Here is a 14651-nt window from a genome sequence, read left to right as displayed (position 1 = left end):
ATCCGGGATAGCTCGAAATAACTCCCAATCACCGCGAATAACCCACTCATTATCGACATGCTACAGGGAAACTTAAATAAAGCTTTTTGCCGGGCTCCCGACCGTTGTATTGCGCCGACAACTACGTGGAATCCCGTAGGTAGTTGAAAAGGAAAGCTTGACGAAGTTTCCTTAATGAAGTTCTAAGCCTGATTTTTGTCAACAATGGCAAAGTGTACCCATACCGCGCGATCGCTATTGCGCGGCAGGTTGCCGGATTCCTCAATCCGGCACGATTTTTCGCGGCCGCGGCAGTTTCTCCGAAATGGAATTTCTGATACCGGTAGTCGCCCGGCAGGCACGAGTCAATCCCCGCGCTCTCGATAGAAAGCGTTTTAACCGGTCCCCTCCTCAGATTGCGGCCGGTTTTTTTTGGGCGTTTGAAAAGTTACCGCGGCAATTGTGCCGGACGATTGCGCGGATCATGCAATCCGCTTGTACCAGGGTTGCCCGGCGATCAACCGGGAATACTGCCCGGCCTGCCGCGCTTCCTCATCCAGCTCGCGGTCGATGCCCAGCACGCCCAGCACGGCGAGGCTGTCGTGGAACAGGTGCAGCACGCGCCGCCGCAGCAGAGGGCCGAAGTCGGGCAGGGCGCGCCGGCACACGATCAGCTGGAATTCATTGAACGACGCATCGGTGACGAGGTTGTACTGGGCCCAGACGATGCGGCTTTTCAGCTGCGGTACCGGAACCAGCCGCCCGCCGTCGAGCTGGAAGTATTCGGACAGGCGCCCGCTGCCGCCGGCCCGCTCATAGCAGCGCTGGTATTCGCCCATCTTTTCCAGCGGGATCGAGGCGCCCAGCGCTTCCTCGAGCAATTCGTCGCTGGGGACCGTCGCGTAGATTTCGGTACGCCACAGCAGCTGGCGCTCGGCCAGCAGCACGGCCGCCGTCCAGGCCTGCTCGGCGCCGGCGCAATCGGCCAGCCACACCTTCGGCAGCGGCGCCCCGGGCAGGCAACCCTCGGCCACGGCCAGCAGCTGGCGCGCTTCGTCCGGATCGTCGAACATCGATGCCGGCGCCACGCCCAGCGCCCGCAGCAGCGCGCTCGACGCGGCCGCATCGTGCAGCACGCGGTCCTGCAGCTGCGAGACGGTGCGCAAGCCGCGCCGCGCCATCAGGCCGTGCAGCTTGCGCTTGACCGCGGCCCGGTCGTGGCTGCGGAACTCGAAACCGAAGCGCTGCGCCACGGCCTCGAGCAGCAGCGACAGTTCCAGTTCCTCCACGTCCGGGTCCGGCACATGGCGGCGCTCGACGATCGTCCCGTCCGCCGCCTCGATCGCCGTGCCCGCCGCCCCGCGCAGTGATGTCGCCATCAATGCAACCACACGCGCATCAGCGACAGCAGCTGGGCCACGTCCACCGGCTTGGTGATGTAGTCGGACGCGCCGGCGGCGATGCACTTGTCGCGGTCGCCCTTCATGGCCTTGGCCGTCAGCGTGATGATCGGCAGCGACTTGAACTTCGGGATGCGGCGGATCGCCCGCATCGTATCGTAGCCATCCATTTCCGGCATCATGATGTCCATCAGCACGATCTCGATCGTCGGATCGCGCTCCAGCACTTCGATGCCGTCGCGGCCGTTCTCGGCGAACGATACCTGCATCTGCTCGCGTTCGAGCAGCGACGACAGCGCGAAGATATTGCGCAGGTCGTCGTCGACGATCAGTACCTTGCGCCCTGCCAGTCCCGAGTCGAGCGCGTGCACCTGCTCCAGCATGCGGCGCTGCGGTTCCGGCAGGCTGGCCTGCGAACGGTGCAGGAACAGCGCCGTTTCATCCAGCAGCCGTTCCGGCGAGCGAGCATCCTTGATCACGATGGTCTTGGCATAGCGTTTCAGCTTGGCCACCTCGCGGCGGTTCAGGTCCTTGGCGGTATTGATCACCACCGGCAGGTCGCGCAAGGTCAGGTCCTTGCCGATGATGTCGAGCAGGTCGAAGCCGGAAATGTCGGGCAGGGTCAGATCCAGCACCATGCAGTCGAAGTGGCTGGTGCGCAGTGCCGCCAGCGCGTCCTCGCCGGTGCCGACGGCGGTGATATCGACATCGGTGGCGCCGATCAGGGTCACGATGGCGTCGCGCTGGCCCGGTTCGTCATCGACGACGAGCAGGCTGCGCTTGCCGCCCAGCAGGAACTTCTGGATCCGCGCGAACTGCTCGGCCAGGGCTTCCTTGCTGACCGGCTTGTTCATGAACGAGATCGCGCCGGAGCGCAGCGCCCGTTCGCGCTCGCGCGACGCCGACATCACATGCACCGGGATGTGCCGGGTGCCGGGATCGCGCTTCAGCCGGTCCAGCACGGTGAAGCCGTCGATGTCCGGCAGGTCGAGGTCGAGCAGGATCGCCGACGGCGCATAATCGCGCGCCAGCGACAGGGCCGAGTCGCCGTGCACGGTGACGATGCCCTTGAAGTTCTTTTCGCGGGCAAATTCCAGCACGATCTTGGCGAAGCGGTCGTCGTCCTCGATGATCAGCACCGACGGATCGCCCGGCGCCGTCAGGCCGCGATCGTCCAGCGTCGAACCATAGGGCGCGTTGTCCGTATCCGCATCGGCATCCCCGGCCGGCCCGGCCGCATCCATCGCGAACGTATCGGCCGGCGGCTGCGTGAAGATCACCTTCGGCGGCAGCGGCATCGCGCGCTGCGTGGCGGGGCGGGGCTGGTCGATGGTGACGAAGCCGGCCCGGTTGTAGGGCAGGTACAGTGTGAAGGTGGAACCGCTGCCCACGGTCGATTCGACGCGGATCTCGCCGCCCAGCAGGCGCGCCAGTTCGCGCGAGATCGACAGGCCCAGGCCGGTGCCGCCATACTTGCGGGCGGTGGAGCCGTCGGCCTGCTGGAAGGCCTCGAAGATCAGCTGCAGCTTGTCCGACGCGATACCCACGCCGGTGTCGCGCACCGAGAACGCCAGCACCGCGTCGGCATTGGCCAGGTTCGGGTTGTCCGGACTCCAGCCATGCTCGACCAGGCCGATGTCCAGCGACACCTGGCCGTGCGACGTGAACTTGAACGCGTTCGACAGCAGGTTTTTCAGGACCTGCTGCAGGCGCGTGGTATCCGTCATCAGCGAAGCGGGCAGGTTGTCCTTCAGCGCCACCGCGAAGCCCAGGTGTTTCGCCTCGGCCATGTGGCGGAACGTGCGGTCGACGTAGTTGCGCAGGTTGGCGAAGCGGTACTCCGACACGTCCAGCGTGACGGTACCCGATTCGATCTTCGACAGGTCGAGGATGTCGTTGATCAGCGTGAGCAGGTCGGAACCGGAGCCGTGGATGGTCTTCGCGAATTCCACCTGTTTCGACGACAGGTTGCCCTCGGGGTTGTCGCCCAGCTGCTGCGCCAGGATCAGCAGGGAGTTCAGCGGCGTGCGCAGTTCGTGCGACATGTTGGCCAGGAACTCGGACTTGTATTTCGACGACAGGGCCAGCTGCGTGGCCTTTTCCTCCAGCGCCAGCTTGGCCTGTTCCACCTCGCGGTTCTTGCGTTCCACCTCGATGTTCTGTTCCGACAGCAGCCGCGCCTTTTCGGCCAGTTCCTGGTTGGTCTGCTGGAGTTCCTGCGCCAGCGACTGCGACTGGGTCAGCAGCGATTCGGTGCGGCTGTTCGCCTCGATCGTGTTCAGCACCACGCCGATCGATTCCATCAGCTGGTCGAGGAACGACAGGTGGGTTTCGGTGAAGCGGTCGAGCGAGGCGATCTCGATCACCGCCTTGACCTGCTGCTCGAACAGGATCGGCAGCACGACGATATTGGTCGGCGGCGCCGAGCCCAGCCCCGAGGACACCACGATGTAGTCGCGCGGCACGTCCGTCAGCCAGATCCGCACCTTTTCCAGCGCGCACTGGCCGACCAGGCCTTCACCCGGCAGGAACGAGGTGGGCAGCTTGCGGCTGGAGCGGTAGCCGTAGCTGGCGATCATGCGCAGCCGCGCATCGTCCATCTGCGAGTCCATCATGTAGAACACGCCGTGGTGGGCCGACACCAGCGGCGCCAGTTCGGACAGGATCAGCTTGGTCACCGCCTGCAGGTCGCGCTGCCCCTGCAGCAGGCGGGTGAAGCGCGCCAGGTTGGTCTTCAGCCAGTCCTGCTGCGCGTTCTTCTGCGTGGTTTCCTTCAGGTTGCGGATCATCTCGTTGATGTTGTCCTTCAGGTACGAGACTTCGCCGCGCGCTTCCACCTGGATCGAGCGCGACAGGTCGCCGCGCGTCACCGCCGTCGCCACTTCGCCGATCGCGCGCATCTGGTTGGTCAGGTTGGCGGCCAGCTGGTTGACGTTTTCCGTCAGGTCCTTCCATGTGCCGGCCACGCCCGGCACATTGGCCTGGCCACCGAGCTTGCCTTCGGTACCGACCTCGCGCGCCACCCGCGTCACTTCCGACGCGAACGACGACAGCTGGTCCACCATCACGTTGATGGTGTCCTTCAGTTCGAGGATTTCACCTTTCACGTCCACCGTGATCTTCTTCGACAGGTCGCCGCGCGCCACGGCGGTGGTCACGGCCGCGATGTTCCTCACCTGGCCCGTCAGGTTCGACGCCATGAAGTTCACGTTGTCGGTCAGGTCCTTCCACGTGCCGCCCACGCCGGGCACGTAGGCCTGTCCACCGAGCTTGCCTTCGGTACCCACCTCGCGCGCCACCCGCGTCACTTCCGACGCGAACGACGACAGCTGGTCCACCATCACGTTGATGGTGTTCTTCAGCTCGAGGATTTCGCCTTTCACGTCGACCGTGATCTTCTTCGACAGGTCGCCGTTGGCCACCGCGGTGGTCACCTCGGCGATGTTCCTCACCTGGCCGGTCAGGTTGCCGGCCAGCTGGTTGACGTTTTCCGTCAGGTCCTTCCAGGTGCCGGCCACGCCGGGCACGTTGGCCTGGCCACCGAGCTTGCCTTCGGTGCCCACTTCGCGCGCCACGCGCGTCACTTCCGAGGCAAACGAGTTCAGCTGGTCGACCATCACGTTGATGGTGTTCTTCAGCTCGAGAATCTCGCCTTTCACGTCGACCGTGATCTTCTTCGACAGGTCGCCGTTCGCCACCGCGGTCGTCACGTCGGCGATGTTCCTCACCTGGCCGGTCAGGTTGCCCGCCATCGAGTTCACCGAGTCGGTCAGGTCTTTCCACGTGCCGGCCACGCCTTTTACCTGCGCCTGCCCGCCCAGCTTGCCTTCCGTCCCGACCTCGCGCGCCACGCGGGTCACTTCGGAGGCAAACGACGACAGCTGGTCGACCATCACGTTGATGGTGTTCTTCAGCTCGAGAATTTCACCTTTCACGTCCACCGTGATCTTCTTCGACAGGTCGCCGTTCGCCACGGCGGTGGTCACCGCCGCGATATTCCTCACCTGGCCCGTCAGGTTCGAGGCCATGAAGTTCACGTTGTCGGTCAGGTCCTTCCACGTGCCGCCCACGCCGGGCACGTAGGCCTGGCCACCGAGCTTGCCTTCCGTGCCCACCTCGCGCGCCACGCGCGTCACCTCGGACGCGAAGGAGCGCAGCTGGTCCACCATCACGTTGATGGTGTCCTTCAGCTGCAGGATCTCGCCGCGCACGTCCACCGTGATCTTCTTCGACAGGTCGCCGTTGGCCACCGCGGTGGTCACCTCGGCGATGTTGCGCACCTGGGAGGTCAGGTTGCCGGCCATCGAGTTGACCGAGTCGGTCAGGTCCTTCCACGTGCCGGCCACGCCTTTTACCTGTGCCTGCCCACCGAGTTTGCCTTCCGTCCCGACTTCGCGCGCCACGCGCGTGACTTCGGAGGAGAACGACAGCAACTGCTCGACCATCGTATTGGCGGTGGTGGCGGCGCGCAGGTACTGGCCCTTCAGCGGGTGGCCGTCGACTTCCAGCGCCATGGTCTGCGACAAGTCGCCCTTCGCCACGGCGCCGATCACGCGCGCCATCTCGGTGGTGGGGCGCACCAGGTCGTCGATCAGCGTGTTGGTCGCGCTGATGATCGTGGCCCAGCCGCCCGACACGTTGCTGACCGAGGCGCGCTGCGTCAGCCGGCCCTCGCGGCCGACCACGCGCGAGACCTCGGTGACCGATTTGACGATGCGGTCGTTGGTGTCGATGATGTCGTTCAGCGTGTCGGCGATCTTGCCGGATACGCCGGTCCAGTCCGATGGCATGCGCGCCGAGAAATCGCCTTTTTTCAATGCCATCAGGGTTTGCAGGATCAGCTTCAGATCCAGTTCCTCGGGCAGTTCGGTCATGTCGTTCATCGACCAGTCCTTGTAGTCAGCAGTATTGTTCAGGAGTATTGTTCAGGAATGTTGTTCAAGCAAGTCGGCCAGGTTCAGCTGCGGCAGTGCCTGCGCCAGTTCGGCGGCGCCAAGCGGGGCGCAGAATAGCGCGCCCTGCCAGTTGTCGCAACCCAGCGTTGCCAGGACGGCAAGCTGGTGGGGGTGGGCGACGCCGGTCGCGGTCACTTCCATCGACAGCGCGCGCGCCAGGTGGACGATGGCGGCCACCAGGTCGGTACCGCCGGCGTCGTCGCCGATGTTGCGCACGAAGGCGTCGTCGATCTTCAGGATGTCCAGCCCGAGCTTCTTGCAGGCGGCCAGGCTGGTGCCGGAATGGCCAAAGTCGTCCAGCGCCAGCAGCACGCCATTGGCCTGCAGCTGGCGCAGCAGCGGCTCGATCGTGGCGTGGTGCGCGCCCAGCAGCGTTTCCGACAGTTCCAGCACGATGGCGCCGGCCGGCAGAAGGTGCCGGCGCACCTCGGCCAGCAGGCGCGCCGGCAGGTCCGGGCCCAGCGCGGGCGCGACGAGGTTCAGCGCGACACGTGCCGTGGCCAGCGGGCCCGTGGCCAGCGGCCCGGTACCGGCGGGGCCGCGCCACGCGGCGGCCTGCGCGCAGACCGCGGCCATCATCCACGAATCGACGCGCTCCAGCAGCCCGCGGTCCTGCACCGCGGGCACGAAGGCGGCGGCGTCGATGCGGCCCAGGCGCGGGTGGTTCCACACCAGCTTTGCCTCGACGCCGCCCACGCCGCCGCCGCCCAGCCTCACCAGTGGCTGGTACAGCAGGGCGAGCTGGCCGTGCGACAGCGCATGGCGCAGCTCGCCCGTCCACAGCTCGCGCTCGTGCTCGCGGCGGTTCATCTCTTCGTGGAAGAAGCGCATGTTGCCGCCCTGGCCGCCGCCCCGGCCAGGGTGCTCCCGCTCTTCCTTGGCGCGGTACATTGCCAGGTCGGCGTTCTTCATCAGCGCGCGGGCGCTGGCGCCATCGTGCGGGTAGACGGCGATGCCGATGCTGGTGGACGTGTGGATACGGTGCCCGCCGATCGAAAACGGCCGCGCATGCGCATGGGCGATCTTGCGCGCCACCCGGGCCGCGTTCTCGCCGGGTGCCTTGCCTTCGATCAGTACGACGAATTCGTCGCCGCCCAGCCGCGCCACCACGTCCGACGCGCGCACCGCCGCGGACAGGCGCGCCGCCACCTGCCGCAGCAGTTCGTCGCCCACGTCATGGCCAAAGCCGTCGTTGATCTGCTTGAACTCGTCGAGGTCCAGGAACAGCAGCGCGAACTGGCTGCGCCGGCGGTCGCACGATGCCACCGCGTGTTCCAGGTGCTGGATCAGCGAGCGGCGGTTGACCAGGCCCGTCAGCGGATCCTTGGTCGACAGCTCGTGCGCGCGCTGCTCGGCCTGCTTGCGCTCGGCCACTTCCAGTTCCAGCTCGCGGTTGGACCGCTCCAGGTCCTGCAGCCGCTGCGAGCGCAGTTCGGCAGTGATGCGGCGTGATTCCTCGGCCTGCGCCTGCAACTGCAGGTGCTTGCGGGTCAGTTCGACGAACGTGCGCACCTTGGCCTGCACCACCAGCGGCTCCAGCGGTGCGCACAGGTAATCGGCCGCGCCATGCTGGTAGGCCTGCAGCCGCAGCGCCTGATCAGATGCCGCGGCAGACGCGGCGGCGATGAAGACGACCGGCACCACGGCCGAGCGCGGATGCGAGCGGATCGCGGCGGCGGTATCGAAGCCATCCATGTCCGGCATCCGCACGTCCAGCAGGATGACGGCGAAATCGTGCCGCAGCACTTCGCGCAGCGCGGCGTCGGCAGAGGCCGCCATGACGAGCTCATAGCCGGACGCGTCGGCATCGGGGGCCAGCAGGTTTTCCAGCGCCAGCAGGCTGGCGGGATCGTTGTTTACGAGGAGGACTTTGGGGATATGCACAAGGACGCCACCCGGTCTGGACTTGGTTGTAGTTTTGTTGCCGTAAAAGATACGCCTGTGCGGGCGCGAGTCAAGCACATTCAGCCACGGCCCGTATGGGAATATAGCAAAAAAACAATTACAAGAGGAAACAATCTGGCAGAATACTGCAGAGGGTGTGGGGCCGATGCACGATTGGCGGATCGCCCGGCCGGGCAGTTTACCGCCAGGCAAAATGCGGACAGCCAGCGACCCTGATCACTTGAAAAGGATGGATCAACCATGCGTTCCGATTATAAGGCCCGATTCATGAGGCCGATTCATGAGGCCCGATTCATGAGGCCCCATTCATGAGGCCCGATTCATGAGTGCCGAACACAGCACCCTGGTTCCACGGCTCCTGACCGAGCGGTTCACACTCCGGGCGTATCGGCGCGAAGACTTCGACCTGTTCGCGGACCACCTGATGGACCCTGAAAGTTCGCTTCACCTGGGCTCGTGCGATCGCCAGGCGGCCTGGCGGCTGTTTACGTCGCAGACCGGGCTCTGGCTGATACACGGCGCCGGCTGGTGGGCGATAGAACATAGCAGGACCGGGCAACTCGTCGGCAATGTCGGCGCCTTCTTTCGCGAGGGGAGCACGGTCATGGAGATGGGCTGGAACACCTACCGCGCATTCTGGGGCCAGGGCATCGCGTACGAAGCCGCCGCGGCAGTCCTGAAGCATGCCTTCGACGTCCGGGGCGAGCCGAAAGTCCAGGCGCTGATCGCTGCCGGCAACGACGCATCGCGCCGCGTGGCCGAGCGCCTCGGCATGCAATACGCAACGGAAACTGCGCTGTACGGCAAGCCGGTCGGCTGCTACACGCTGGAACGGTAGCACCCCGAGGCCGGCGATGCCCCGGTTGCCTACCTCAGCTGCTCCAGCAGGAACGCATACGTCAGCGCCCACATCTTCGCCTGCTGGTCGTTGTTGGCGGCGCCGGCATGGCCGCCCTCGGTGTTTTCCCAGTACAGCACGTCGTGCCCCTGTTCGCGCATCTTCGCCACCATCTTGCGGGCATGGCCGGGGTGCACGCGGTCGTCGCGGGTCGACGTGGTAAACAGCACGCGCGGGTAGTGCTTGTCGGGGAAGACGTTGTGGTACGGCGAGTACTCGCTGATGTATTGCCACTGCGCGGGATCGTCCGGGTCGCCGTACTCTCCCATCCACGACGCGCCGGCCAGCAGCCTGCTGTAGCGGCGCATGTCCAGCAGCGGCACCTGGCAGACCACCGCGTTGAACAGGTCGGGCCGCTGCGTCAGCGCGGCGCCCACCAGCAGGCCGCCGTTGCTGCCGCCCATGATGCCGAGGTGGCGCGGGCTGGTGATCCTGCGCTGGATCAGGTCTTGTGCCACGGCGATGAAATCGTCGAAGGCGCGCTGCCGGTGTTCCTTCAGCGCCGCCTGGTGCCAGCGCGGGCCGAATTCGCCGCCGCCGCGGATATTGGCCAGCACGTAGACGCCGCCGTGCTGCAGCCAGGCCTCGCCGGTGACGCCGCTGTAGAACGGCTTCAGCGACACCTCGAAGCCGCCGTAGCCGTACAGCACGGCCGGATTGGTGCCGTCCGGCTTGCTGTCCTTGCGCTGCACGACGAAGTAGGGCACCAGCGTGCCATCCTTCGACGGCGCCTGGAACTGCCGCACCTCGTACGGGCTGGCGTCGAAGAAGCCGGGCAGCGATTTCAGCGGCGTGCGTTCGTCGCTGCCGGCGCGGGCCAGGTACATCGTGGTCGGCGTCAGGAAATCGGTGACGGTCAGGAAGTAGTCGTCGGACGCGATGGCGTCCAGCGGTGCGACGTCGAGCGTACCGAAGGCGGGCGCATCGACGTCGCGCCGCTGCCACCCGCCGTCCGCGTGGCGCAGTTCGACGAGGCGGTTCTTGACGTTGTCGAGCACGTTCAACAGCAGCGCCGAGCGGGTCGCCGCCACGCCATCGAGCGAGGTTTCGGGCGTCGGCATGAACAGCACGTCGAACCGGCGTTCGCCCGCCATGAAGCGGCGGAAATCGGTGGCCAGCAGCGCGCCCTGCGGGTACTCCTGGCCGGCCACGGTCCATGCCGAGCGCAGTTCGACGATCAGCTTGTCGCGCACCGTGTAGGCACTGGCATCGTCCGGCTTGCCGACCTTCGTCAGCCGGTCGCCGTCGCGCAGGAACAGCTCGCTGCTGTAGAAGCCGATCTGGCGCGTCACGAACTGGAATTCGTGGCCCGGCGTGAAGTCGCGCCAGGCGCCCACGCCCAGGTCCTCCGGCAGCGCCTCGTACACGGTGCGGGCGGCGGACAACGGCATGCCGCGCCGCCATTCCTTGACGATGCGGGCGTAGCCGGACGTCGTCATCGAGCCGGGGCCGAAATCGGTGGCCACGAACAGCGTGCCGGCGTCGATCCAGGCGATGTCCGTCTTGGCTTCCGGCAGGTTGAAGCCATCGGCGACGAAGCTGCGCGACGGCATGTCCCATTCGCGCACCACGACCGCATCGCCGCCGCCGCGCGACAGCGAAAGCAGGAAGCGCTCGCCCTGCGGATACAGCGACGACACGCCGCTCCACACCCAGTTCTCATTCTCGTCGGCGGCCAGCTTGTCGAGGTCCAGCACGGTTTCCCAGTCCGGTTCCGGCAGGCGGTACTGGTCCAGCGTGGTGCGGCGCCAGATGCCGCGCACGTGCTGCGCATCGCGCCAGAAGTTGTACAGGAATTGGCCATGCTGGCGCACGAACGGGATGCGTTCATGCGAATTGAAGATGGTTTTCAGCCGCTCGTGCAGGGCGGGATAGTGCGGCCGCGCTTCCAGTTCGCCCAGCGCCACGTCGTTCTGCTGGCGGACCCAGGCCAGTTGCCGCTCGCCGCCGACGTCTTCCAGCCATTGATGCGGATCTTCGGGAATGTCGGGGAGGGACGAACTCATGCTGGCTCCTGTTTGCGGGAAAGGGGGCTGGACGACTTGCGGGAAGGCGTACTCTACACGATGGCCGCCGCGCCTTGCGATACCGCAGGGGTGTGGCAAATGTGGCGCCGTGCTGTCACAATCGCAACTCCCCAATGTTGCCTTACGGAGTGTCCATGCGCATCGCCACCTTCAACATCAACGGCATCGGTGCCCGCCTGCCGGCCCTGCTGCAATGGCTGGAAGAAACGCAGCCGGACGTGGCCTGCCTGCAGGAACTGAAGGCGCCGCAGGAAAAGTTTCCCGCGGCGGCCATCGAAGCGGCCGGCTATGGCGTGATCTGGCACGGGCAGAAAAGCTGGAACGGCGTGGCCATCCTGGCGCGCGGCACCCAGCCCGTCGAGGTGGGGCGCGGCCTGGCCGGCGACCCGTCGGACGAGCAGAGCCGCTATATCGAGGCGGTGGTCAACGATGTCGTGATTGCCGGCCTGTATCTGCCGAACGGCAATCCGGCTCCCGGCCCCAAGTTCGACTACAAGCTGAGCTGGATGGAGCGCCTGATCCTGCGCGGCGAGCAATTGCTGGCGACCGGTGCGCCGGTGGTGATGGCGGGCGACTACAACGTGATCCCGACCGACCTGGACGTGTACAAGCCGGAGCGCTGGCTCGACGACGCCCTGTTCCGGCCCGAAACGCGTGAAGCCTTCGAACGGCTGATGGCGCAGGGCTGGACCGATTCGCTGCGCACGCTGTACCCGGGCGAGAAGATCTACACGTTCTGGGATTACTTCCGCAATGCGTTCGGCCGCGATGCCGGCATCCGCATCGACCACCTGCTGCTCAGTCCATCGCTGGCGCCGGCGCTGAAGGCCGCCGGCGTCGACCGCGACGTGCGGGGGCGGGAAAAGCCCAGCGACCATGCGCCGACGTGGATCGAGCTGGATCCGAAGAAGATTCCGAAAGCCAAGGTGAAGGCGAAGGAAGTGCCCTGAGGCCGAAAACGAAGGCGCTGTCCGCGTCAAGCCGGGTTTGCCCGCGGTATGGAATTTTCACTTCTTGTCGGTGTCGCGAGATGTCGGCGCGCTGGCGATTCGACGCTACGGCGATGCAGCGATACCTTTGCAGACCGTTGGCCTGGCCGCAGCGGTGGCACCGGTTGCTGCCGCGGTCGGGCAAGATCGGTTTCCACCGGGTTGCCGCGAACAGCGCCAAGACGAAGGTGACGGCGAAACAGGGGCCTCGAAGTCTCACCCGGCAATGACCCGCGCCAGGCAAGCGGAGTAGGCAAACGGAGCCAGCTTATGTATATTGGCGAGGTATTGCGTTTCAGATAACTTTTCTTTTGCTAGTTCCGTTGTGTGTCCTGCCTTCTCAAGAAAGAAAATCATGAAAACGAAACGGATCCTCGCATGCCTGCTTGCAGCAGCATTCTCGATCAGCATGAACGCAGCCATGGCCAATGGCGTCGCATTCGAAACCACGTTGAGCGATGTTTCATTTCGCGTCGACGACCTGGCTCCGGATGACGGAATCGACGCAGGCTACGCGTATGGGCAAGCCTCGACACGTTACACCGCCAGCTTCCAGGTGGGCGGTGGAGAAATGCAGGAGATGTCGGACACGACGTCGGGCCTGAACCCGGTGGATTACACGCTTACGGATGGCACATCGAATATTTCCGTGCAATCGAACGGCGTGCCAGGCGAGATCAGCCTGTCGGGCACGTTGAAGCAAAGCCTTCCTGGCGAAGGCATGACGACTGCCTACGCCAGTCACAGCTTCCAGCTTACCCTCGATGCCAACAGTCAGCTGATACTATCCTTGCACATACTCCAGGCCATCGACTATCTTGCCGACCCAAGCGAGTATTACAGCGGAAATACCGTCTTTTCAATCGAGATATCCGATCCGGTGACCGGAAGGCAGAGCGTCGAATCGAGAGGGGTCCAGCTCGTCGGGCAATCGAACCCGATTTTCGATGTGGATAGCAGCGTGACGTACGCTAACACGACGGATGCCGCCGTGAATCTCGAAGTGACGTTCTGGTCATCGGCGAGCAACCATGTAACCACCCCGGTACCGGAGCCGTCGGCCTATGCGATGCTGGTTGTGGGCCTGGCAGGAATGGGCGCAGTTGCGCGCCGCCAGCAGTGCCGCGCCTGACGAGAAAGCGCTGATCTACAGGCTTCGCATCCGCAAGCGCGCGTGCGCCGCTTGAAGCATGCCAGGCCCGCGGCAAGGGCCGGCGGGCAGGCGAATCGCGGCGCCATCCCCTTCTCAGGCCAGCGCCTCCTTGGCCGCCTCCTCGGGCGTCAGCCCCTCGTAGAACTGATCGGTGAACCATTCGACCTGCTCTTCGATATGGTCCTGCGCCTGCTGGACGGTGGCGCCGCCCGCCACCAGGAATCCTTCCACTTCGATACACCACTGGATGAACGCCAGCGTTTCTTCGTCCAGTTCTTCTTTCTTGGCCATACCATTACCTCTTCCATTACGTGATCGGTGACATGGCGCGAACCGCACCATGCCCGATTTTACCGTAGCACCCGGAAGTCGCCGGACTCCAGGGAACCGCCGTGCCATCGGCCGGCAGGTCACCCGATCGGCTGGCCGGCATCCTCGAACAGTTCGCCGCCCTGCCAGCGGGGCAGGTCCGGCCGGCCCGCCATGGCCACGGCCGCGTGGCCGAAGCCGAGCTTGCGTGCGAGGGCCGGAAAGGTGCGGCAATACACGGGCTGCACGCCGGCCAGCCGCGCCAGTTGCCGGTAGTCGACCACCATGCCCGGCGGTACCCGCGCCAGGATCGCGGCGACGCGGGCACGCCAGTCGTCATCCCATGCGGGTAGCCGCGCGGGCAACACGACGACCGGGTCGCCTGCGGTGATCGGGCCGCCGCGCACTACGCGCGCCAGCATGCCGCGGGCGCGGCCGATGGCGGCCGCCACGCCCGGCTGGCGGGCATCGAGATAACCGCAGGCTTCGCAGGCGAACGTGAGCCGCAGGACGGCTTCGGCCCCCACGCGCAGCAGCATGCCGGAAGCGAAGTCCGCGGTGTCGATATCGAGCAGCAGGTTTTCGCGCAGCGTGCGGGGCGGCAGGCGGTGCCGTGCATAGGCCGGTGCACCCGCCAGCAGTACCTGGCGCGGCGACAGGTCGTCGGCGTGCACGTCGCCGGCCAGGCCGCGGCCGGCGAGCGCGGCCGCGGCGCGCACGGCGCGTGGCGTGCCGTGCCAGTCCGGTTGCAGGGCGATGCCTTGCACATGCCCAAGGACGATGCTATGGGCGTCGGGCGGAGAGGCTGGAAAAGCGGCGGTGATGGGGTCGCGGATGGACAAGGCGGCAACAGGGCAGGCAGGCGAAGCCATCGAGTGTATCAGTCACCGGCGCGGCGGCTGCGGAGGGCGGTGTGGCGCCGCCGCCACGTGATGGCCTGCCCGAGGGACGGCGAAAGCGGCCTGCCGGCCGACGGCATCGCGCCGGCGGCGCGCGTCGATGACTGGAGCGGTCTTTCAATGTATGCTGCTGTATT

At 65.7% G+C, this 14651-nt stretch carries 9 protein-coding genes; 3 read left to right on the top strand and 6 right to left on the bottom strand.

Annotated elements, in window-relative coordinates:
- Positions 1-461: 461 nt before the first annotated feature.
- The 3 genes from FHS02_RS11305 to FHS02_RS11295 are packed head-to-tail and all read right to left on the bottom strand — an operon-like array spanning position 462 to position 8218.
- Positions 462-1358 (bottom strand): CheR family methyltransferase, encoded by an 897-nt coding sequence (locus FHS02_RS11305; protein WP_137313513.1) that lies wholly within the window; start codon positions 1356-1358, stop codon positions 462-464.
- On the bottom strand, positions 1358-6262 hold the full coding sequence (locus FHS02_RS11300; RefSeq protein ID WP_137313512.1) for a HAMP domain-containing protein: 4905 nt from the start codon (positions 6260-6262) through the stop codon (positions 1358-1360). Before FHS02_RS11300 ends, FHS02_RS11305 begins: the two co-directional genes overlap by 1 nt.
- Before the next feature lie 42 nt (positions 6263-6304).
- On the bottom strand, positions 6305-8218 hold the full coding sequence (locus tag FHS02_RS11295) for a putative bifunctional diguanylate cyclase/phosphodiesterase (RefSeq protein ID WP_137313511.1): 1914 nt from the start codon (positions 8216-8218) through the stop codon (positions 6305-6307).
- A 343-nt stretch (positions 8219-8561) separates the two neighbouring features.
- On the opposite strand from FHS02_RS11295, the gene FHS02_RS11290 reads away from it, so the two are divergent.
- Complete coding sequence (locus FHS02_RS11290) at positions 8562-9077, top strand: GNAT family N-acetyltransferase (RefSeq protein WP_137313510.1); 516 nt, start codon at positions 8562-8564, stop codon at positions 9075-9077.
- 29 nt (positions 9078-9106) lie between these two features.
- Here the strand turns inward: FHS02_RS11290 and FHS02_RS11285 are convergent, their stop codons facing one another.
- The gene (locus FHS02_RS11285; RefSeq protein ID WP_137313509.1) at positions 9107-11143 is read right to left on the bottom strand and encodes a prolyl oligopeptidase family serine peptidase; all 2037 of its coding nucleotides are present in this window, start codon (positions 11141-11143) and stop codon (positions 9107-9109) included.
- Between the two features lie 155 nt (positions 11144-11298).
- Between FHS02_RS11285 and xth the strand changes: the two genes are divergently transcribed.
- Both xth and FHS02_RS11275 read left to right on the top strand, forming a co-directional pair.
- Positions 11299-12114 (top strand): exodeoxyribonuclease III, encoded by an 816-nt coding sequence (gene xth, locus FHS02_RS11280; RefSeq protein WP_137313508.1) that lies wholly within the window; start codon positions 11299-11301, stop codon positions 12112-12114.
- Between the two features lie 394 nt (positions 12115-12508).
- Complete coding sequence (locus tag FHS02_RS11275; protein ID WP_175424777.1) at positions 12509-13285, top strand: PEP-CTERM sorting domain-containing protein; 777 nt, start codon at positions 12509-12511, stop codon at positions 13283-13285.
- A 114-nt stretch (positions 13286-13399) separates the two neighbouring features.
- On the opposite strand, the gene FHS02_RS11270 is transcribed toward FHS02_RS11275, so the two are convergent.
- Together FHS02_RS11270 and FHS02_RS11265 are read right to left on the bottom strand one after the other, a co-directional pair.
- Positions 13400-13597 (bottom strand): hypothetical protein, encoded by a 198-nt coding sequence (locus tag FHS02_RS11270; RefSeq protein ID WP_137313507.1) that lies wholly within the window; start codon positions 13595-13597, stop codon positions 13400-13402.
- 119 nt (positions 13598-13716) lie between these two features.
- Positions 13717-14487 (bottom strand): MOSC domain-containing protein, encoded by a 771-nt coding sequence (locus FHS02_RS11265; RefSeq protein WP_229430063.1) that lies wholly within the window; start codon positions 14485-14487, stop codon positions 13717-13719.
- Between the last annotated feature and the right edge of the window lie 164 nt (positions 14488-14651).

It is taken from the genome of Pseudoduganella umbonata, from assembly GCF_014192225.1.
Classification (GTDB): Bacteria; Pseudomonadota; Gammaproteobacteria; order Burkholderiales; family Burkholderiaceae_D; genus Rugamonas; species Rugamonas umbonata.
This window is presented reverse-complemented; position numbering and strand designations above follow the sequence as displayed.

Coding starts and splice junctions, on each gene's coding strand:
- FHS02_RS11305 (WP_137313513.1), bottom strand. CDS start 1,358: ATGGCGACATCACTGCGCGGGGCGGCGGGCACGGCGATCGAGGCGGCG.
- FHS02_RS11300 (WP_137313512.1), bottom strand. CDS start 6,262: ATGAACGACATGACCGAACTGCCCGAGGAACTGGATCTGAAGCTGATC.
- FHS02_RS11290 (WP_137313510.1), top strand. CDS start 8,562: ATGAGTGCCGAACACAGCACCCTGGTTCCACGGCTCCTGACCGAGCGG.
- FHS02_RS11285 (WP_137313509.1), bottom strand. CDS start 11,143: ATGAGTTCGTCCCTCCCCGACATTCCCGAAGATCCGCATCAATGGCTG.
- xth (WP_137313508.1), top strand. CDS start 11,299: ATGCGCATCGCCACCTTCAACATCAACGGCATCGGTGCCCGCCTGCCG.
- FHS02_RS11275 (WP_175424777.1), top strand. CDS start 12,509: ATGAAAACGAAACGGATCCTCGCATGCCTGCTTGCAGCAGCATTCTCG.
- FHS02_RS11270 (WP_137313507.1), bottom strand. CDS start 13,597: ATGGCCAAGAAAGAAGAACTGGACGAAGAAACGCTGGCGTTCATCCAG.
- FHS02_RS11265 (WP_229430063.1), bottom strand. CDS start 14,487: ATGGCTTCGCCTGCCTGCCCTGTTGCCGCCTTGTCCATCCGCGACCCC.